Source organism: Terrimonas ferruginea DSM 30193, from assembly GCF_000425585.1.
In the GTDB taxonomy this organism is placed as follows: Bacteria; Bacteroidota; Bacteroidia; order Chitinophagales; family Chitinophagaceae; genus Terrimonas; species Terrimonas ferruginea.
On sequence record NZ_AUDS01000010.1, the window covers coordinates 136,374 to 156,403 of the forward strand.

General features: G+C 48.7%; 16 protein-coding genes. 8 read left to right on the top strand and 8 right to left on the bottom strand.

Annotated features, from left to right (window positions below; genetic code table 11):
• Positions 1-89: 89 nt before the first annotated feature.
• Positions 90-467, bottom strand: coding sequence for a glycine cleavage system protein GcvH (gcvH, locus tag H608_RS0103640; RefSeq protein WP_028786488.1), 378 nt, complete (start codon positions 465-467; stop codon positions 90-92).
• 181 nt (positions 468-648) lie between these two features.
• Here gcvH and H608_RS0103650 point away from each other — a divergent pair, with 181 nt between their 5' ends.
• A complete protein-coding gene (locus H608_RS0103650) occupies positions 649-3,111 on the top strand; it encodes an outer membrane beta-barrel family protein (RefSeq protein ID WP_028786489.1) in 2,463 nt (820 codons plus the stop codon).
• Between the two features lie 203 nt (positions 3,112-3,314).
• Here the strand turns inward: H608_RS0103650 and H608_RS0103655 are convergent, their stop codons facing one another.
• Both H608_RS0103655 and H608_RS0103660 read right to left on the bottom strand, forming a co-directional pair.
• Complete coding sequence (locus H608_RS0103655; protein WP_028786490.1) at positions 3,315-4,019, bottom strand: peptidylprolyl isomerase; 705 nt, start codon at positions 4,017-4,019, stop codon at positions 3,315-3,317.
• A 233-nt stretch (positions 4,020-4,252) separates the two neighbouring features.
• Positions 4,253-4,597 (bottom strand): hypothetical protein, encoded by a 345-nt coding sequence (locus H608_RS0103660; protein ID WP_028786491.1) that lies wholly within the window; start codon positions 4,595-4,597, stop codon positions 4,253-4,255.
• A gap of 82 nt (positions 4,598-4,679) precedes the next feature.
• Between H608_RS0103660 and serS the strand changes: the two genes are divergently transcribed.
• The 5 genes from serS (at position 4,680) to H608_RS0103685 (ending at position 9,619) form a co-directional block, all read left to right on the top strand.
• Positions 4,680-5,951, top strand: a complete 1,272-nt coding sequence (serS, locus tag H608_RS0103665) for a serine--tRNA ligase (protein WP_028786492.1) — start codon at positions 4,680-4,682, stop codon at positions 5,949-5,951.
• Between the two features lie 150 nt (positions 5,952-6,101).
• Positions 6,102-6,446 (top strand): hypothetical protein, encoded by a 345-nt coding sequence (locus H608_RS21125; RefSeq protein WP_155990032.1) that lies wholly within the window; start codon positions 6,102-6,104, stop codon positions 6,444-6,446.
• 74 nt (positions 6,447-6,520) lie between these two features.
• Positions 6,521-6,832 carry a hypothetical protein gene (locus H608_RS0103675; protein ID WP_028786494.1) on the top strand — a complete coding sequence of 104 codons (312 nt, stop codon included), beginning with the start codon at positions 6,521-6,523 and terminating at the stop codon, positions 6,830-6,832.
• A 108-nt stretch (positions 6,833-6,940) separates the two neighbouring features.
• Positions 6,941-8,392 (top strand): DUF1800 domain-containing protein, encoded by a 1,452-nt coding sequence (locus H608_RS0103680; RefSeq protein ID WP_028786495.1) that lies wholly within the window; start codon positions 6,941-6,943, stop codon positions 8,390-8,392.
• Between the two features lie 27 nt (positions 8,393-8,419).
• Complete coding sequence (locus H608_RS0103685; RefSeq protein ID WP_028786496.1) at positions 8,420-9,619, top strand: DUF1501 domain-containing protein; 1,200 nt, start codon at positions 8,420-8,422, stop codon at positions 9,617-9,619.
• Positions 9,620-10,087: 468 nt separating this feature from the next.
• On the opposite strand, the gene H608_RS0103690 is transcribed toward H608_RS0103685, so the two are convergent.
• The 5 genes from H608_RS0103690 to H608_RS0103710 form a co-directional block, all read right to left on the bottom strand.
• Positions 10,088-10,591: a hypothetical protein gene (locus H608_RS0103690; protein WP_155990033.1), complete on the bottom strand. Its 504-nt coding sequence runs from the start codon at positions 10,589-10,591 to the stop codon at positions 10,088-10,090.
• A 21-nt stretch (positions 10,592-10,612) separates the two neighbouring features.
• Positions 10,613-11,056 carry a hypothetical protein gene (locus H608_RS0103695; protein WP_155990034.1) on the bottom strand — a complete coding sequence of 148 codons (444 nt, stop codon included), beginning with the start codon at positions 11,054-11,056 and terminating at the stop codon, positions 10,613-10,615.
• Positions 11,057-11,289: 233 nt separating this feature from the next.
• The gene (locus H608_RS0103700) at positions 11,290-13,338 is read right to left on the bottom strand and encodes an OPT family oligopeptide transporter (RefSeq protein WP_028786499.1); all 2,049 of its coding nucleotides are present in this window, start codon (positions 13,336-13,338) and stop codon (positions 11,290-11,292) included.
• A 155-nt stretch (positions 13,339-13,493) separates the two neighbouring features.
• Complete coding sequence (locus H608_RS0103705; protein ID WP_028786500.1) at positions 13,494-15,134, bottom strand: peptide MFS transporter; 1,641 nt, start codon at positions 15,132-15,134, stop codon at positions 13,494-13,496.
• Between the two features lie 106 nt (positions 15,135-15,240).
• On the bottom strand, positions 15,241-17,148 hold the full coding sequence (locus tag H608_RS0103710; protein ID WP_028786501.1) for a peptide MFS transporter: 1,908 nt from the start codon (positions 17,146-17,148) through the stop codon (positions 15,241-15,243).
• Between the two features lie 148 nt (positions 17,149-17,296).
• Between H608_RS0103710 and purD the strand changes: the two genes are divergently transcribed.
• Together purD and H608_RS0103720 are read left to right on the top strand one after the other, a co-directional pair.
• Complete coding sequence (gene purD, locus H608_RS21130) at positions 17,297-18,607, top strand: phosphoribosylamine--glycine ligase (protein ID WP_051268007.1); 1,311 nt, start codon at positions 17,297-17,299, stop codon at positions 18,605-18,607.
• A 33-nt stretch (positions 18,608-18,640) separates the two neighbouring features.
• A complete protein-coding gene (locus H608_RS0103720) occupies positions 18,641-19,750 on the top strand; it encodes a tryptophan 2,3-dioxygenase family protein (RefSeq protein ID WP_038007031.1) in 1,110 nt (369 codons plus the stop codon).
• Positions 19,751-20,030 lie beyond the last annotated feature (280 nt).

A 20,030-nucleotide genomic window follows, 5' to 3' on the forward strand; every position in this document is an offset into this window, starting at 1 on the left:
CAGGTTGAGTTTGTGGCATTTTGTCCCCTGCATAAAAAAAGGTTGACCCGCATGCGGAACCAACCTTTCAAGATTTTTTTGACCGTATTTTATCCGGTAACCGCTTCGTAGCCTGCTGCATCCAGGAGCGCATCCACATCTGCAGGATTATCCACCTTCATTTTGATCATCCAACCTTTACCGTATGGGTCGGTATTGACCAGTTCCGGGGCATTTGCGAGCTCGGGATTGAGTTCGGTAATGGTGCCGCTCACCGGCAGGAACAGATCGGAAACAGTCTTCACCGCTTCTACTGTACCAAATACTTCATTCGCCGGCAGCGATTTTCCGATGGTCTCAACTTCTACAAACACAATGTCGCCCAACTCTTTCTGAGCAAAATCGGTGATGCCGATGGTAGCGATGTCGCCATCCAGTTGGATCCATTCGTGGTCTTTTGTGTACCGGAGATTATCAGGATAACTCATAATGAATGATTTGTACCGCAAATATGAGCAAAACGCTACTACTACGAACAAGCACCACTTATTTTTTTCGCATTTTACCGGAAAAAAAATGCCGTTCATGGCAGTTTTTACACCACTTGTCGGCAATGACTTTACAGTGCTGTGACACAAAAATATCTTTGCGTCTTATAAAAATATGTTTATGAGAAAAGTATGGATGCTGTCCCTGATCGTCTTGCTAGCTGTGGCCGCCAACGCCCAGCAGATCAGTGGTACAGTGAAGGATCAATCAGGTAAGGGAGTAGATAAGACCACCGTCTCTTTGCTGCGCGCAAAGGATTCTTCCGTGGCTAAATTATCAGTTACAGACAACGAAGGCCGTTATAGCTTCATGCAAACAGAAGCAGGCAGCTACCTCGTAAGTGTTTCGCACGTAGGGTTTATGCCTTATATCAGCCAGCCTTTCGCTTTTGACGGCACCAAAGATGTAGCAGTGCCCGCCGTGGGCCTGGTGAAAAACGAAGGCACCCTCGGCGGTGTAACCGTTGTGTCCAAAAAGCCGGTAGTAGAGGTGAAAGCCGATAAGACCATCCTCAATGTGGAAGGTACTATCAACGCTGTAGGCAACGACGCACTCGAATTGCTGCGCAAAGCACCCGGTGTAATGGTGGATAAAGACGATAACCTTACCATGGCCGGTAAAAACGGCGTGCAGGTATTCATCGATGGAAAACCCAGCCCGCTGCAGGGAGCAGACCTGGCCAACTTCCTGAAAAGCCTTCAGTCTTCACAGGTAGAATCGATCGAACTCATCACCAATCCTTCAGCGAAGTATGAAGCGGCTGGTAATGCCGGTATCATCAACATCCGCCTGAAGAAAAATAAAACCTTTGGTACCAACGGATCGGTGAACGCCGGTTACAATATCGGCACATTTGCCAAATACAATGCAGGTTTGGCATTGAACCACCGCAACAGCAAAGTGAACATCTTTGGTAACTACAACTTCAATCATGGCCTGAACACCAGTTCCATGAAAATGTACCGCGAGCAGGCCGATTCAATTTTTAATCAGAGCAACCGCGTAAAAGCATTGAATGAAGGGCACAACTTCAAAGCCGGCCTGGATTATTTCCTGAACGCAAAAAGTACCGTAGGTGCCATCGTAAACGGAAATATCGGCAGCACCGATTTCAGAAGCAGCGGACCTACATTCATTTCTTACCTGCCTACCAAAGAGCTGGATCGCCTGATGCGTGCGGAAAGCCATAACGATATGAAGCGCACTAACCTGAACTTCAACCTCAACTACCGTTATGCCATGACCGGTGGCAGCGAACTGAACGTTGATGCCGACTATGGTATCTTCAACCTGCGCAGCAACCAGTTTCAGCCCAACTATTATTTCGATGAAACCGGTACCACTGAATTGTACCGCAACGTATACCGCATGATCGCGCCCACAAACATCGATCTCTATTCGGTGAAAGTGGACTATGAAAAGAATTTCCTGAAAGGACGTTTGGGTCTCGGTGGTAAAGTCGGTTTTGTGAATACCGATAACGATTTCCGTCGTTACGATGTATTCGGCAACACCGAAGTCCTGAACAATGACCTCAGCAACCGTTTTGAATACAAAGAGAATATCAACGCAGTTTATGCCAACTACAACCGCGGATTCAAAGGGTTCATGGTGCAGTTAGGTCTGCGTGTGGAGAATACCGATTCCAAAGGGTATTCTACGGGTAAACAATGGAATGCCAACGAAGGCGTATACAAAGATTATGACTCAACCATTCACCGCAACTACACCGATCTGTTCCCAAGCGCAGCGATCACGTTCAACAAAAACCCGATGAGCCAGTTCGGCTTTACGTACAGCCGTCGTATCGACCGTCCGGCTTACCAGGATCTGAACCCGTTCGAGTTCCGTTTGAACGACTATGCTTACATGAAAGGTAACACGCAACTGCGCCCGCAATACACCAACAGCGTAGGTTTCACACATACCTATAAGTATCGCCTGACGACAGCGCTGAACTACAGTCACGTGAAGGACATCTTCACACAGTTGCCTGACACCATCGATAATTCAAAGGCTTTCATGACCAAGAAGAACCTTGCATCGCAGGATATCGTGAGCCTCAACGTAAGCTATCCGTTCCAGTACAAATGGTACAGCTTCTTTGCCAACGTGAACGCTTATTACTCTATGTACAAAGCTGACTTCGGTGGCGGCGACCGTAAAGTAAACCAGGACGTATTTGCAATGACCTATTATATGCAGAACAGCTTCAACCTCGGCAAGAGCTGGACAGCGGAACTTTCCGGATTCTATTCATCGCCCAGCATCTGGCAGGGGGTGTTCCGGAGTAAAGCGATGTACGGCATCGACGGAGGATTGCAGAAAGGATTGTTTAAAGGGAAAGGCAACCTGAAACTTTCTGTCAGCGATATTTTCCGCACGATGCGCTGGGCGGGTGAAAGCCGGTTCACGGGTACCTATGGTAACGCGAGTGGCCGCTGGGAAAGCCGTCAGTTCAAGATCAACTTCAGCTACCGCTTCGGTAACATGCAGGTGAAAGCTGCACGCCAGCGGAAGACAGGTATCGACGACGAAAGTAAAAGAGCAAGTGGCGGTGGATCAACAACACCGGGACAATAATAAAAAAGCGGCCTTCGGGCCGCTTTTTTAATGTGGTAATGTACCCGCCTGCGGCGGGGCCATGTGAAAATGTGTAAATGGAATGCTGACAGGATTGGCTCAGAGCTTCGCTTTTCGCCTGTTTTCATCGCAGGCTCCACCACGGCTGTTTCATTTTCACATTTCCACATCTGCCGCAAAGCGGCAGCACATTTACACATTACTTATCTCTTCCTCTTCACCAACCGCGCCTTCACAATCCGGATGTCATGCAACGGCCTGTCGCGGTCGGCGGCTTTGCTGGTAGGAGTGGCGGCTATGCGATCGAGGACATCTTCGCCGCGGATGAGCTGGCCGAATACGGTGTATTGCTGATCCAGATGCGGAGTGCCGCCAATGGTTTTATAAACCTCGCGCTGATCCGCAGGAATCACGATGTTGCGGCGGCGCTCGAGCGTATCCATCGCTCCGTCCGTAAATTTTTTACCCTGCACAATATAAAACTGGCTGCCGCTGCTGGCTTTGGACGGATTCACCTGGTCGCCTTCCCGCGCTGCGGCTATTACACCTTTACGGTGAAATAAAGCCGGCCTGAATTCGGCGGGAATGGTATAACCCGGACTGCCATTGCCCAAAGGCTGACCCGCAGGTGCACCTTTGCTATCGGGATCGCCGGTCTGGATCATGAACTGGCTGATCACGCGGTGAAACAATACACCATCGTAATAACCACTTTTAACCAGCTTCAGGAAATTGTCGCGATGCAGCGGCGTGGCATCCGAAAGGCGGATGACCATGGTGCCGGAATCGGTCACCAGTTCCACATCACGTTTGTAATCTTTTTTGCGAAGCTTTACTTCGGCAGGAGATTGTGCCTGGCCCGATGCCAATGCCAGGACCAACAGCAGCAGAAAACAGATTTTTTGCATACCGCAATGGAGGGATTAGGTTATAAGTTTTAGGTAATAGGTTATGGGTATAAGGCCCGACACTTCGGGCTAAGGTTTAAGCTATTCAGGCTTTCCGATACTGCTGGTTCGTGAAGACACGAACCAGGGCTGAAGACCACTTATTTTATTGACGATTCACGATTGACGATTCACGATTGCCGGTTGACGGCTGTTCATTCACCATTGACTATTCACTATTCACCGTTCACCCATCAAAACCCGTGGGTTTCGAAATACAACAACACATGATCGCGGAGGAAATTTTCCTGGTCGATCGGGCTCATCACCGGCATATCTTTTAGCTGACGGAAATGTGGCCATCCTTCATCATCGGTGCCCTCACGTTCGTAATAACCACTTTGCGACAGCAGGCTGCAGACCGCTACGTGCATGAGGTCCTGCTTCTGTTCTTTGGAGAACTTCCGGTTTACGTCGCCCAGCTCCTGGATGCCGATGAGGAACAGGATCGTTTCCATGTCCGGCTTTTTCCCAAACCGCTCTACCAATTTCGCTTCCAGCGTCCACCAGCGTGTCTGGAGATCATCGTTTGCTATCATGGGGCAAAGATACGTCACCGCTCACGGATAAAAACGGGTCAGGATTCAGGCAGACGGCTATCTTTGCAGCCAAATTAGACGTATGTTGTTATTACAGACCTTAAGGCAGGATCCGGCCGGTGTAAAAGCAAAACTGGCGCGGAAGTATTTCGCAGAAACTGACCTGGTTGACACCATCATTTCGCTGGATGACGACCGGAAAAAACTGCAACTCGAGTTCGATACCACTCAATCCAAGGTCAACAGCACATCGAAAGAAATCGGAGGCCTCATGGCCAAAGGCGAAAAAGAAACCGCCGAAAAAAAGAAAGCCGAAGTGGCCGAACTCAAGGCCAGCCTGCAACCCATCACGGAAAAACTCGCCCTTGTTGAAAAACAATTGCAGGATGAACTCGTGAAGTTGCCCAACCTGCCTGCCGATATCGTACCCGACGGGAAAACACCGGCTGACAATGTCGTGGTTCGCGAAGGCGGAGAGAAGCCCACCTTACCCGAAGGATCCGTACCGCATTGGGACCTCACCAGCCGCTATGACCTGATCGATTTTGAATTGGGTAATAAAATAACCGGCAGCGGGTTTCCTGTTTATAAAAATAAAGGAGCGCGTTTGCAACGGGCGCTCGTGCAATATTTCCTGGACTTCAACACCGCCGCCGGTTATACCGAAATTCAACCGCCGCTGCTGGTGAATGAAGACTCGGCTTACGGTACAGGTCAACTGCCCGATAAAGAAGGCCAGATGTACCACATTGGCCTCGATAATTTTTACCTGATACCCACGTCGGAAGTACCGGTAACCAACCTGTACCGCAATGAAATTGTGAAGGACAGTGACCTGCCGATCAAAATGACTGCCTTTTCCCAATGCTTCCGCCGCGAAGCGGGCAGCTATGGTAAAGATGTACGTGGCCTCAACCGCCTGCACCAGTTCGATAAAGTTGAGATCGTGCAACTCGTGCATCCGGAGAAAAGTTATGACGTGCAGGAAGAGATGGTAGCGCACATCGAAAAGCTGCTTCAATCACTGGAGTTGCCCTACCGCATTCTGCGCCTCTGTGGCGGTGATATGAGCTTTGCCTCTGCACTTACCTACGACTTTGAAGTATACAGTGCGGCGCAGGAACGCTGGCTGGAAGTAAGTTCCGTTTCCAATTTCGAAGCTTACCAGGCCAACCGCATGAAGGCGCGTTACCGCGATGCCGGCGGCAAACCACAACTCGTGCATACGCTTAATGGCAGCTCACTTGCACTGCCACGCATAATGGCCTGCCTGCTAGAAAACAAACAAACCGCCGAAGGCATCGAATTGCCCAAAGCGATTCATCAATATTTTGGAGATTCGAAGATTTCGTGAATGGTGAATGGTGAATGGTCAATCGTGAATCGTCAATCGTCAATCGTCAATGAAACAACCTTGACAATAACCCTACACCTTAGGCCGAAGCTTCGGGCCTTATACCTACCGCTTAAAACTTATAACTTAATACTTACAACTCTCTCCACCATGAGACGTTTAATAATACCCGCCGCCATTTTACTGCTCGCAGGCCCGATGGCCTGTTCGCCACGAACAACACCAACCGTGACCACCGTACCGGAAGCCCCGGTACCGGAAAAAACGGAAACAATAAAGGAAACTGCGGCCGACAGGGAAATGGCTGCCACACTGGAAGCGGGCAAAGTAGTCTACAATGGAAAATGCACCCGGTGTCACGCCCCCAAACCTGTAGACAACTGGAACACAGAGGAATGGAAACCTATTCTCAAATCCATGATCAGAAAAAGCAAACTGGATTCCGTCGAAAGCGCCCAGGTAACGGCTTACGTCAATGCCAATTGCAAGAAATAAAGGCTGGCACAAAATTGGATTTGTCATAGTTAAGTAAAAAAAGACTACTTTAACTATCTCAAAACCTATTGGATATGAAAAAAGCCATCGTTTCAGCAATGTTACTCGCCGTCGTAATGGTGGCGTGTACGCCCAAAGCCTCGCCTTCAGTTACAGAAGCAACCATTCCTACAGAATCAGCCGTAAGTAAATCAAGCGCGACGATTTCCGCAGGACAAACCATTTTCACAACAAAATGTACCCGTTGTCACGGCCAGAAACCCGTTGAGAAATGGACTTACGAAGAATTGCGTCCTGTACTCGCTTCTATGGTTAAAAAGGCGAAACTCGACAAAACCGAGACTGAACAGGTATCGGCTTATGTTTACTCCAGAGCTAAAAAATAATTCTCATATTATCTTTTTTCGCAAAGCCGGCATCATGCCGGCTTTTATTTTTTTTAACAATGGTTAAACCTTGCAGACACCCTTCTGTCTTACTTCAAATTCCTTTGTATGGCGGTCAGTAACCAGGTAAAAAATCAACATCTTCTATGGCGCGCAGGCTTCGGCCCCGCAGTAGAACAGATGCCAGACCTTTCGAAGTATACGCCCAAACAATATTACACGGCCTTGCTCAAGGCTTCCGAAAGCCGCAAGGTTCAGCATTTCAACGTGGCAGATCCTTCCCTCGAGGATATGTACATGGAAGGATTTGGCCGGCGTACACTGACGCCTGAAGAACGCCGGCAGGTGCAGCAAAAACAACGGCAGGGAATCCGCGATCTCAATCTGTACTGGCTCAAGGAAATGGTCGTAAGTGCCGCACAACTCCGCGAAAAAATGGCTTTCTTCTGGCACGGGCATTTTGCCTGCCGCAGCCTCAATGTTTTTCACCAGCAGAATATGCTGACAACGATCCGCGAAAATTCACTCGGCAATTTCGGCACATTGCTCCGCGAAGTGTCGAAGTCGCCCGCCATGCTGCTGTTTCTCAACAACCAGCAGAATAAAAAAGATCATCCCAACGAAAACTTCGCCCGTGAGGTAATGGAGCTGTTCACGCTCGGAAGAGGACATTACACTGAGAACGATATCAAAGAAGCAGCACGTGCCTTCACGGGCTGGACAGCGGGTCCGGGCGGCCAATTTATTTTCCGTAAAAATCAACACGACAACGATCGCAAAACCGTACTCGGCAAAACCGGCAATTTCGATGGCGACGATGTGCTCGATATTTTATTGGCGCAACCACAGACCGCCACCTACATCTGCACAAAACTGTATCGCTTCCTCGTGAATGAAGAAGTAGACGAAGCCCGGGTGAAATGGCTGTCCGAACGTTTTTATAAAAACAAATACGATATCAAAGGATTGCTGGAAGATGTTTTTACCAGCGAGTGGTTTTATGACGATAAAAATATCGGCGCAAAAATCAAGTCGCCGGTAGAACTGATGGTCGGAATCCAACGGATGATTCCGATGAAGATCGAAAATGAACAGGCACTTTTGTTATTGCAACGCATATTAGGTCAAACACTTTTTTATCCGCCCAATGTAGCCGGATGGCCTGGCGGCCGTACCTGGATCGATAGTTCCACCCTGATGATGCGTATGCGTATACCGCAACTATTAAATGACCGCGACGAATTGAACGTAACGCCCAAAGACGATGATGATCAGATGATGGGCATGCGCGATAAAGAGGCGGCCATTGCCAAAAAGCCAAATCTCGGCAAAGGCATCAAACCCATACTGGCACAGATGGAATGGGAGCAAACCTTCAAACAACTGGAGCCTGTAGCAAGGGAAGCGTTGATACCGGCACTACGTGATCGTTTGTTGCAGGTAAAACCACAGATCAGCGATGCTTTGATCACGGGTTATGCCGACGGATCCAACCGCAATAATTTTATCAAGACAGCCACTATACAGATTATGAGCACGCCGGAATATCAGCTGTGCTGAGCAATCATTAACCTAAAAAAAGAAATCATGCTTTTTAAACGGAAAGAATTTATACAGCTCGGCTCACTGGCTACGGCCTCCATGTTGTTGCCGAAATTTCTGAAGGCATTCGAAAACCCACTGGCCGTTCCCCCGGGAAACAAAGTGGTAGTGGTATTGCAACTGAGCGGTGGCAATGATGGTTTGAATACAGTGATACCGGTACGCAACGATCTTTATTATAAGGCAAGACCGTCCCTTGGTATCCAGCGAAGCCAGGCCTTGTCACTCACGGATGAAGCCGGCTTGAATCCTGCACTTACCACCTTCAAAGAATTATACGACGAAGGAAGTTTATCCATTATTAATAACGTGGGTTATCCCAATCCCGACCGCTCACATTTCCGCAGTATGGACATCTGGCATTCCGCCAGCCAGAGCGATCAGTACTGGCACCACGGATGGCTGGGCCGCTACCTCGACGCGCAGTGCAGTGGCTGCGACAAACCTACGCAGGCCATCGAAATAGATGATGTATTGAGTTTGGCGTTGAAGGGAAAAGATATGAACGGTATTGCCGTAAAAGATCCGCGCCGCTTATATGGAACGGCCAATGAAAAGTTCTTCAAGGACGTGATGAAACAACATCAATCCGGTGGAGAAGAAAAGCCGGTGGATTACCTGTACAAAACAATGGCGGAAACGCTTTCTTCGGCCGATTATATTTTCAAGCAAAGCCGTTTGCACCCTACGTCCGCATCGTATCCGGGCACGGAGCTGGGCAATAGTTTTAAAACAATCGCCTCGCTCATCTTCTCGGATATCAATACAAAAGTTTACTACGTATCGTTGGGAAGCTTCGATACCCACGTAGGGCAGGACGACCGGCAGAGAAGATTGTTTACCGAAATGAATGATGCGGTGAAAGCTTTTGTGAACGACCTGAAGGCCAACGGACGGTTCAATGATGTGTTGTTGTTTACCTTCTCTGAATTTGGCCGCCGCGTAGCGCAGAATGCGAGCAACGGTACCGACCACGGCACGGCCAACAACATGTTCCTGGTGAGTGGGGGGCTCCGTAAAAAAGGATTGGTCAACGCCATGCCCGACCTCGCCGATCTCCAGGATGGCGACCTGAAACACAAAGTGGATTTTAAAAGTGTGTATGCAACAATTCTCAATAAGTGGTTGAGTACCGACGATGCCGCTATTCTGGGAGCGAAGTACGAGCAGATGGACTTTGTGTGAGGTTTAACAGCCGGTTGTACGGCCATTTTTGGTGTTAACACCAACAATGATAAAAAGGATAGCATGGTTGCAGCCTGCTGACAAAAGGCAAATTATATAGCTGTCCGTTGACGCGCAAAGATATCAGACTTGAGTTCGCACAGTTATTCTTTCGACATCACGCCACCGTTGGTCTCCAGACCAACGGACCTGCTCATCCCTGAGTTATGTACGAAGTTGACCTTACCTATCAAAGAAACCTGCCTTTTGCTTGTTGGTCGGAGACCAACAAGGGCGCCAACTCATACCTCAAGCCGCCTTTACGTTTAAAATGAAAAGCGACTCTTGGGCATAAACGTTCCGAACAGTTGTGGTGAGGACACCAACAATGACTGGTTATAAAAAACGGCTATCTGAAAGAATGAGTATGGAAAATAGCCGGACCCGCAACGGGGTCCGGCTATTTTTATTTATTCAAAGGATAGAAGATCATGGTTGCAGCCTGCCGACAGAAGGCAAATTATATAGCTGTCCGTTAACGCGGAAAGATATCAGACTTGAGTTCGAACAGTTATTCTTTTGCATGGAAGGTTTGCAATATTCCATTTCTTCCTGTTTGTCCGTCATCTGATCAATTTGCCAACGCGCGCCGGCGGCAGGTATTTCCACTACATAATCATAATGTGATTGCAGGAAAGGCTCACCACTGGTTAGTGATATGGATAATTCCTGGCGGTCGTGGCCAGGATCAACCATCGAAAGCTGGTCGGGTCTGAATGCAACGGAATCTATCAGTGCGGCTCTTGAAAATTGCTGATTTTTCTGATATTTTTTCCTGATGAGCAGGGTCACTTCTTCTTTTTCTATATCTGACACGGAAATGCTGTATTGCGTGAATGGACCGCAGGAGATCATTTTGCAACAGTCTATACAGGAGCCGCTTGTTATGGTAATTAAGAACAGGAGGAAGGCGGATGGTAAAAGCTTTTTCATTGATGATAATTAATTGTTTGTTTACTGAAATCCATAAGCCATAGCGATGTTGAGGCGCCCGGGGTCGGAAAATGTTTCTGTTTTTTCCACAGATCCGTTTACCAGGATTTCCAGTTTCAGAGCGAAGGCAGGCGTTGCTGAGCCTGAGTTGTTGTGAAAAGCTGCAATCCTGATTACTTCACCAAGGGTTACGCTCTTGCGGACGGTCTGGCTAAAGGGTAATGTGACATTGGTGAGATTGGTAATGCCACCTGTCTCGTTGTTGTAACTGGCATCGTTGATTACAGTTACATTTCCTGTGGTGCAGGTGATCTTGTAGGTAATATCGACCGTACGGGGGTAACTGTTACCGGAGCCGCCACCGTCTTTCTTGCAAGATGAAAATACCAGTACAGCTAAAATGATCAGCAGGCTGCCAACATAACCGGAAGCCATGCGGTTGGGACGAAATAAAGTCTTTGTCATTGGGTGTTTTTTGTTTGTTCAATTAACCAGACATCCAATTTGATACCCTCGTCTGCTGCAGCGGGTGTTGTCTGTAGGTTGAAATCTGCATTCTGTCCGGGTTGCCGGATGGCAAAAACCGCAGTAAGCTGTCGTTGGTATGCTTACAAGTGTTGCTGGTTTGTAAATAATAGATTCCTGCTGACAAAAAAAGCCGCCTGTCAGGGCGGCTTTTGTAAGAAAAAATAAGTGAATTAATTTTTCGCTCTGCTGCTTGCCAGCTTAAACAGGATAAAGCCCATAAGTGCGAAGAATGCGACGCCGAGTATTTTATAACCATCTTCTCCCAGTGCGCTGGTAAGTCCGGCCGAAGCGCTCCATCCTTCGAGGGTTGAACGGACAGTTCCGTTGGAGAAAAGGAATGCAACGAGGACACCGGCCAGGGCGCCGCCCGCCACAAGTCCTGTTGCAAAAAGGCTCCCCTTGCCCAGCTCTTCTTCTTCGGCGGTAAGATGTATTTGTTTCTTCTTATTTCTCCAATCCACCAAACCGCGGATTGCACCGCCAACAAAGATGGGGAGCGTGGTAGACAACGGCAGGTAAATACCGATGGCGAAACTTAAGGCCTTGATGCCGCAGAGTTCGATTACAATAGCAATAAAGACACCCACGAGTACAAATTGCCAATCGAGGTTACGGGAAAGAATGCCTTTGATGAGCGTGGCCATCAGTGTGCCCTGCGGTGCGGGTAATTCAGGGGTCCCGATCGCATGTGCGATGCCTTTGGCCGCCATTTCAGCGGTAGGCTGGTCAAGTACTTTAATAGTAGCGCCAATGGCAATGGAGGACACGATGGCTCCAATGAATAAAGCGATCTGTTGATATTTTGGTGTAGCGCCTACGAGGTAACCGGTCTTAAGATCCTGTGAAGTAGCGCCCGCATTGGCCGCAGCGATACAGATCATGCCGCCCACCACCAGTGCCATGGGTTCGTAAATATGTCCCGTCCAGCCGACGGCAAGAAAGATGAGGCAGGTGCCCATGATGGTGGCGATGGTCATACCGCTGATGGGGCTGTTGGATGAGCCGATCAATCCTACGATACGTGAAGCCACCGTTACGAAGAAAGCACCAAATATGATTACCAGCAGACCCAGTAGTAATTTACTGCCGACAGATGTCCCGGGAATAAGTGTGCTGGGTAATAAGGCGATGACCAGTAATAAGCCAATGCTGCCGATCGCTACTATTTTAATGGACAGATCGCGCTCTGTGCGCGCCACTTCCTTCTTCTCTGCGGTCCCGTCCTTTTTAATAGAACCAATACTTCCTTTAAAAGAAGAAATAATGGTAGGAATGGTTTTGATCAGCGTGATAAAACCACCGGCTGCTACAGCGCCCGCACCGATCTGGCGGACGTAAGCGCGATAAATGGCATCGGACCAGTCATCGAACTGGCCGGTGATGGGATTCCATCCGCTTGAACCTCCTGCCTGGTTGATGTCTGCAAGATACCCGAGCTTGGCTAATTGCGCAGCTACCACATGACCGTCGACCAAAGAAGCGAGTAAGGGAATGAGACAGAGCCAGCTCAATACACCGCCGGCTACCAGCACACCACCGATCTTTGGACCAATGATATAACCAACCCCCATGTATTCAGGTGTGATCTCTCCACTCACCCGGGCCGAGGGGAAAAACTTGTTGGTTTGCCTGGTGACGTAATGTGGTACTTCATCGATCACATGAAGAATCTTTTGGAGAATGGCATATACAAAAGCGAAGCCCAATCCCATGAAGGCGGTCTTGGCAAAGTCGCCACCGCGTTCACCGGCTTTCAATACTGAAGCACAGGCTGTGCCTTCGGGATAAGGCAGGGTGGCGTGTTCTTTTACGATCAGCGAACGCCGCAGCGGGATCATCATCAAGGTACCGAGGAAACCACCGCAGATAGCAAGGATCAATATCGTGAAGTAATTAAAATAACTGCTGCTGTCGGCACTGCTGAGAAACAGAAAACCCGGCAGGGTGAATACCACACCCGCCGCAATACTCTCACCCGCAGAACCCGTGGTCTGGATGATGTTATTTTCCAGGATGGTGGTCTTCAGGAATTTTCTTCCCAGCGTGATAGCGATCACGGCAATAGGAATGGAGGCCGATACGGTAAGACCCGCTTTAAGCGCGAGGTATACGGTGGCCGCTCCGAAGATGATACCGAAAATGGCACCGGTGATGACCGACTTCAGCGTAAACTCGGCCATTTTTGTTTCCGGCGCTACGAATGGTTTGAACTGATCCATATTAATTCAAAATTAAAAAGTCAAAAGTTGGTCAATCGTGAAACGTCAATCGTGAATAGCTGTTTTATTTACACATTTTCACATTCCGCCAGGGGCGGACACATTTACACATTCCTAAATTTTGGTACTAACTTGAAACACGTGAATCATCTGTTCTAATTAACGCCCTTCTCTCTCATCACCCTGTTAAGCCAGCGCAACAGCACAAACAAGAACACCGCCGCAGCAAACAGTAATGCGAAGTTTAACCAGAAATAATCAGCTTTGTTATCGTAGGTATCCCACTGGCTGGCGAGAATACCGCTTAATTTATTGCCGATAGAAGTGGAAAGGAACCAGCCACCCATCATCAACGAGGTGATGCGTACCGGACTTAGTTTTGATACCAGTGATAGTCCCATCGGGCTGAGGAACAGTTCACCGATGGTTACCACTCCGTAGGTACCCATCAGCCACAGCATACTTACTTTGTGTTCGCCGTTGTTGCCTGCATACACGGCGCCGATCATTACCAATACACTTAATGCGGAGATTAACAAGCCCAGGGCAATCTTAGTGGGAGTGGAAGGCTCTTTACCACGCCGGCGGAGCCAGGTGAACAGGGCCACCACCAATGGCGTGAGCACAATTACCCAGAAGGGGTTGATCGACTGGCTGAGACTCGGCACCCATGTTTTAACGGCCTCACCCTCCTGCACCGGGTCTTTCTGAAAGTTCATGTTCTTGAAGTAAGGCGGATAGTCAACGCCGGTCACTTCTTTGCCGTCTTGTTTTATTTTACGGAACTGGTTATCCAATAGTGTCACGGAATCTTTTTTGTAAAACACCACATCCGTCTGGCGCAGGGCTGACAGTACATCGCCGCCCGTGCCCGATACGTGACGTTCGGTATAACGGCTGGCCCAGGTGTTGAGTGCTGATCCGTTTTGTTTGAAGATGGCCCAGAAGAGAATAACCACGGCAAAGATGGCCAGCATGGCACTCATCGCGGGTTTTTCTTCTTTACTGCTGCGCATTAATAAGGCCGCATAGAAAAATATAACAGGGATACAGGCAAAGATGAAGGCGTCGGTACTATTGCTGTCGAAGATATAACCGTCGCCTTTGATAAACCAACCGATCACGCCAAAGATGAGTGAGGGCAGGATAACCAACGCCATGATCTTCCACAGCGACATATCGCCGGGCTGCATGGGTTTGCGTACATCGTATTCTTTATAATGACGCGTACCGCCCACAAATGTGAGCACGCCAATGAACATACCTATACCTGCGGCAATGAATGCTGCTCCCCAGCCAATTGTGGTATAAAGCGCTGCACCAAAGAAGTTGCACACGAAGGCGCCGATGTTGATGCCCATGTAGAAGATGTTGTATCCTTCATCTTTCCGTTCTTTATAAGCCGGTGTGGAGTAAACGTTGCCCAGCAGCGTGGAGATATTGGGTTTGAAAAAACCATTGCCGACGATTACCAATGTCATCGACACATACAACATGGTAATGTCGTGTATGGCCATGAGACAATAACCGACGCCCATCAGCAAACCGCCGAGAATAATGGATCTGCGGTATCCGAGATAACGGTCGGCAATAAGACCGCCGAGGAAGGGGGTGAAAAACACGAGCGCGATAAATGTTCCGTAAAGACTGGATGCATCCTTTTCATCCATATTAAAACCTTCAGCTTTGTCTTTGAGGTAGAAAGTGAAGATGCCGATCATCAGGTAGTAGCCAAATCGTTCCCACATTTCAGAGAAGAAAAGGAATGGCAGTGCTTTGGGATGTTTCTTCCACATGCGTTCAAATGCTTTAAGGCCGGAAGATAGGAAAACTTATGCGAGTAGTATAGAAATGAAAAAGCCCCCGCTGAGGCGGGGGCTTTGATTATCTTTTATACAAACGTCATTTCACACCGTGCATCATCTGGCGCAATTTGCCGGAAATGGCAAACAGGATAATTGATGCAACGCCAGCCATCACCACAAAGATCATGAAGAAGTCGTAAAGCGACCTGATCGTGAAGCCCATAAATGATTTCGGTGCAGGGTAGAGGTTCCATACCTCCAGGGTGCTTACGGTTTTACCTTGTTTAAGTAAGCCAAATTGTTTGTTATCGTCCAACATGAAGCCAAAGAATTTTGCTTCCGTTTCGCCTCTTTTCTCCATTTTCATCAGCTCTACTTTTTTTAATGGCTCCGGGTAAGTACGTCTCACTTTGAACGAGTCTGTTGCTACTGCGTAGCTGCCGCCCTCAACCGCATTGAGTGCAGTAATGCTATCGGCATCTCCCACTTTTACCGAAGTAAATGTCCATTTATTCATTGCGGCGGGTGCGTTGCGATCGGAAACTGGAATGCTATTCCAGTCGATTGCATTTTCGCCTATTCTGATATTTTCATTGGCAACGGGATACGATGCCACACGGGATTGTTCTTCGGGATAGTATTCACTCAGTATACCGGCAAATTTGTTAGCGGTTGCATTTGCCAGGAACCATACACCCATCAACAGTGAAGCAAAACGTGCAGGCGAAAGCTTGTTTACCATCGACAGACCGATGGGAGAAAGGCAGAGCTCGCCCCAGGTATGCAGCAGATAAAGCACGGTCAGTAACATGATACTAACTTTAGCACCAGGCTCAACACCTTTTACACCAAAGGCGATCCATACATAACCAAGTGCCAGCAGGAAGAGTCCCCATGCCTGTTTGCGCGGGGCAGACGGTTCTTTGCCTGCCTTATTCAACTTCACCCACAGATAAGAAAAGATAGGAGCAAAGATTACAATGAATACTGCATTGAAGCTGTTAAACCAGCTAGCCGGCATATTAAAGCCTAATACATTTCGATTTGTCTGTTCATCAGCGAAAAACGTCAGTGAGGCACCTGCCTGTTCAAAAGCACTCCAGAAGAAGATCACAAAGAAGCACGCAATATATATTACCAGAATGCGTGAACGTTCCACTTTGCTCAGCGACTTATCGAGGATGATCGACGTAGGGATAGCTATTGCCAGGGCAAAGATCAGCGAGCCGAAAAAGTCGAAACCTAAAACATAGTTGAATAAAAGATACAGGCCCGCACCGCCTCCGAGGAGGATGCCGTATTGTGTGCCGGTGAACTTGGCCGACACACCGCTTTCTCCTTCCTTCAGTCTTGCCTTATTGGGCAGTACACCAATTGATTCGCCCGTGGGCGATACGAGGTATTTGTTTTTAAATATCTCAAACGCAACAGTACCAATGAGCATACCGATACCGGCAGCAAGGAAACCCCATTTGAAGTCGATGTTTTCACCCAGGTAGCCGCAGATCAGTGGAGAGAAAAAGGCTCCGAGGTTGATGCCCATATAAAAAATAGTGTAAGCTCCGTCTATCCTGCGGTCATTCTCCGGATACAACTGGCCTACCATGGTAGAAATGTTTGGCTTGAAGAAACCATTACCAAAGATCAGGAATGCAAGGCCGACATACAGTAACATCTTAGCTGTATCAATATTGTCTAGTGCTCCGCTGAAGAACAGCATAAACTGGCCAATGGCCATCAGGATACCACCTATAAAAATTGATTTTCTGTTTCCCCAATAACGGTCGGCTACATAGCCGCCAATGATCGGCGTAAGATATACCAGACCGGTAAAACTTCCGTAGATGCCGCCCGAAGCAAATGCTTTGTCGAAAAGAAGCTGCTTGGTCAGAAAAAGAATGAGAATGGCTCGCATTCCGTAGTAGCTGAAACGTTCCCACATTTCAGTAAAGAAGAGAAGGTATAAGCCTTTCGGATGCCCCTTGGGAGGAGTTACTTCACTCATACAGATCGTTTAAAATTGTTTGGTTCGTTATTAATGAAGCAACCAAAATACAGAAAATTGATCAACCCCAAATAATTAATGTTTGTTTTGATAAAGCTTCCGATATTCGCAGGGCTTAGTCCCAATAATCCTTTTATTTCTTTATTTCATGCAGATTTTATTACTCGGCTCTGGCGGCAGGGAACATGCCCTCGCCTGGAAATTGGCTCAAAGTCCTGCCTGTACCCGCCTGTTCATTGCTCCCGGCAATCCTGGCACGGCGCTGTGCGGCACCAATGTGCCGGTAGTCGCCAACGATAACGCCGCAGTAGCCGCTTTCTGCCGCGAAAACAAGATCGGAATGGTGGTGGTAGGTCCCGAAGAACCGCTGGTAAACGGCCTCTATGATTATTTCCAATCGCATAACGACCTGAAAGAGACGCTCTTCATCGGCCCTTCACAGGAAGGAGCCCGTCTCGAAGGCAGCAAGGCTTTCGCCAAAGCCTTCATGCAACGCCATAATATTCCTACAGCAGCCTACCGCGAGTTCACCGAAGACAATTACCGCGAAGGTGTTGAATACCTCCAGCAACATGCACTGCCGGTTGTGCTCAAGGCAGACGGCCTCGCCGCCGGTAAAGGAGTGCTCATCTGCCACACCCATGTGGAAGCAATCGCCGAATTCGAACTTATGATCCAGGAGTCGAAATTCGGAGAAGCTAGCAAGCGCGTAGTGGTGGAAGAATTCCTGAACGGGGTGGAACTCAGCATGTTTGTTCTCACAGACGGCCACGACTACGTGATCCTTCCCGAAGCAAAAGATTACAAACGCATAGGCGAAGGCGATACAGGCCTCAATACCGGCGGTATGGGCGCCGTAAGCCCCGTTCCCTTTGCCACGCCGGGTTTCCTGCAAAAAGTAGAAGAACGCATTGTCAAACCAACCATTGCCGGACTGGCACAGGAGCAGATTCCCTATACGGGGTTTGTGTTTGTTGGGCTGATCAGCGTGGAAGGCGAACCCTATGTAATTGAATATAACTGCCGCATGGGCGACCCCGAAACCGAAGTGGTGATGCCGCGGTTGAAAAACGACCTGGTGGAATTGTTGTCTGCCGCCGCAAACGGTAAACTTTCCACCGTAAAAGTGGATGCCGACCCGCGTGCTGCCGCTACCGTGGTAGCCGTGAGCCAGGGCTATCCCGGTCCCTATGAAAAAGGACATGAAATCCTGGGCATCGGCGAAAGCTATGGCAAACAATCCATCGTTTTCCACGCCGGCACCCGTGAGGAAGACGGAAAAATCCTCACACACGGCGGCCGTGTGTTTTGCGTTACTTCTTTCGGCGAGGATATTGCCGAAGCCGTCAATACCTCTCTGGACGTACTGGAATATGTACGCTTCGGAGAAATGTATTACCGCACGGATATTGGTTACGAATTCCGGCCCGCTTACAATACACCGCAAGACGACGACTGACCTGTTTTTTGATTTACCTTATTCCTGATAAAAATGGCTGTTCATTACCACGATTATCTTCAGTTGGACAAAGTCCTGAATGCGCAGGTCACCGAAAGCGGCAAGCAACAGATCGACGCGCACGACGAAATGCTGTTCATCGTTATCCACCAGGCTTATGAGCTGTGGTTTCACCAATTGCATTACGAACTGGATTCCGTGATTTCCATCATGAAACAGCCCTCCCTCAACGATAATTCTCCCGAATTGCAAACGGTGGTGCACCGCGTCAATCGCATGGTGACCATTCTCCGTGTGCTGGTTCACCAGATCGATATCATGGAAACCATGACGCCCATGGATTTCCTCGACTTCCGTGATTTGCTGCGTCCTGCCTCGGGTTTCCAGAGCTGGCAGTTCAAAGAGCTGGAAGCCAAGCTGGGCCTGAAATTCGACCAGCGTCACGGCAAAGAATATTATACCGCGCAGTTGCGCCAGGAGCATGTAGACCGCATCCGGAAAGCGGAGCAGGATCAATCGCTGCTGCAACTGGTCAACAACTGGCTGGAACGCGTACCGTTCTTCGAAGGAGGAAAAGCGCCGGCCGATTGGGCATTCTGGGACGAATACCGCAATATTTACCAGTCCAGCCTTGCGGATGTGGAGCAGGTCAACCTGGAGATGTTCGATCATTTATTCTTCGGAAAACCGCTGTCAGCGGCACCTGCAGCGGAAAATACCACGGTTGTTTCCTCCGGCGGAGGTTGCCCGATGGGACATGGAACGGCTTCTTCAACTACCACAATCTCCGGCGACAACCAGCTTTCGGTAGCAGGCGCCCGCTCGGCCCTGTTTATTATGTTGTACAGAGGTTATCCGCTGCTGCAACTGCCGTTTCAACTGATCAATGGTTTGCTGGAAATTGACGAACAGTTAAGCTCCTGGCGTTACCGCCACATGAATATGGTGCACCGCATCATCGGAACGCGTATCGGCACGGGTGGAAGCACCGGTAAAGACTACCTGCGTGCGGCTGCCGACAAACACTATATCTTCCGGGAATTTGCCCAACTCAACAGTTTTCTCATAGAGCGCCATCGCCTGCCATCTCTTCCGGCAGCAGTAGAAAAACAACTGGGATTTGTAACGGGTTCATCTCTCTGATGCATACGCAAAAAAGGAACCCTGAAAAGAGGAGTTCCTTTCTGAAGACGATAGACGAACATTTATATTGAGAGGAGTACAGATTACTGTTAAATTCTCTTGCGATTACTATGCCAGAAAAGCAAGCATATGCCCTCGTTTACCGTTAAAAAGCGTTAACAAAAAATCATTGTCAGAAATGATATGCGGCGATGAAATATTGCCGCCGGATGAAGCGTTTGATGTGCTGGTGACAAACCTTGCACACAACTGCCGGTAACGGCGGAACAAAAACCAGGAC

Excerpts from the sequence above, each read along its gene's own strand:
- gcvH (WP_028786488.1), bottom strand. The coding sequence starts at position 467 with ATGAGTTATCCTGATAATCTCCGGTACACAAAAGACCACGAATGGATC.
- H608_RS0103650 (WP_028786489.1), top strand. The coding sequence starts at position 649 with ATGAGAAAAGTATGGATGCTGTCCCTGATCGTCTTGCTAGCTGTGGCC.
- H608_RS0103655 (WP_028786490.1), bottom strand. The coding sequence starts at position 4,019 with ATGCAAAAAATCTGTTTTCTGCTGCTGTTGGTCCTGGCATTGGCATCG.
- H608_RS0103660 (WP_028786491.1), bottom strand. The coding sequence starts at position 4,597 with ATGATAGCAAACGATGATCTCCAGACACGCTGGTGGACGCTGGAAGCG.
- serS (WP_028786492.1), top strand. The coding sequence starts at position 4,680 with ATGTTGTTATTACAGACCTTAAGGCAGGATCCGGCCGGTGTAAAAGCA.
- H608_RS21125 (WP_155990032.1), top strand. The coding sequence starts at position 6,102 with ATGAGACGTTTAATAATACCCGCCGCCATTTTACTGCTCGCAGGCCCG.
- H608_RS0103675 (WP_028786494.1), top strand. The coding sequence starts at position 6,521 with ATGAAAAAAGCCATCGTTTCAGCAATGTTACTCGCCGTCGTAATGGTG.
- H608_RS0103680 (WP_028786495.1), top strand. The coding sequence starts at position 6,941 with ATGGCGGTCAGTAACCAGGTAAAAAATCAACATCTTCTATGGCGCGCA.
- H608_RS0103685 (WP_028786496.1), top strand. The coding sequence starts at position 8,420 with ATGCTTTTTAAACGGAAAGAATTTATACAGCTCGGCTCACTGGCTACG.
- H608_RS0103690 (WP_155990033.1), bottom strand. The coding sequence starts at position 10,591 with ATGAAAAAGCTTTTACCATCCGCCTTCCTCCTGTTCTTAATTACCATA.
- H608_RS0103695 (WP_155990034.1), bottom strand. The coding sequence starts at position 11,056 with ATGACAAAGACTTTATTTCGTCCCAACCGCATGGCTTCCGGTTATGTT.
- H608_RS0103700 (WP_028786499.1), bottom strand. The coding sequence starts at position 13,338 with ATGGATCAGTTCAAACCATTCGTAGCGCCGGAAACAAAAATGGCCGAG.
- H608_RS0103705 (WP_028786500.1), bottom strand. The coding sequence starts at position 15,134 with ATGTGGAAGAAACATCCCAAAGCACTGCCATTCCTTTTCTTCTCTGAA.
- H608_RS0103710 (WP_028786501.1), bottom strand. The coding sequence starts at position 17,148 with ATGAGTGAAGTAACTCCTCCCAAGGGGCATCCGAAAGGCTTATACCTT.
- purD (WP_051268007.1), top strand. The coding sequence starts at position 17,297 with ATGCAGATTTTATTACTCGGCTCTGGCGGCAGGGAACATGCCCTCGCC.
- H608_RS0103720 (WP_038007031.1), top strand. The coding sequence starts at position 18,641 with ATGGCTGTTCATTACCACGATTATCTTCAGTTGGACAAAGTCCTGAAT.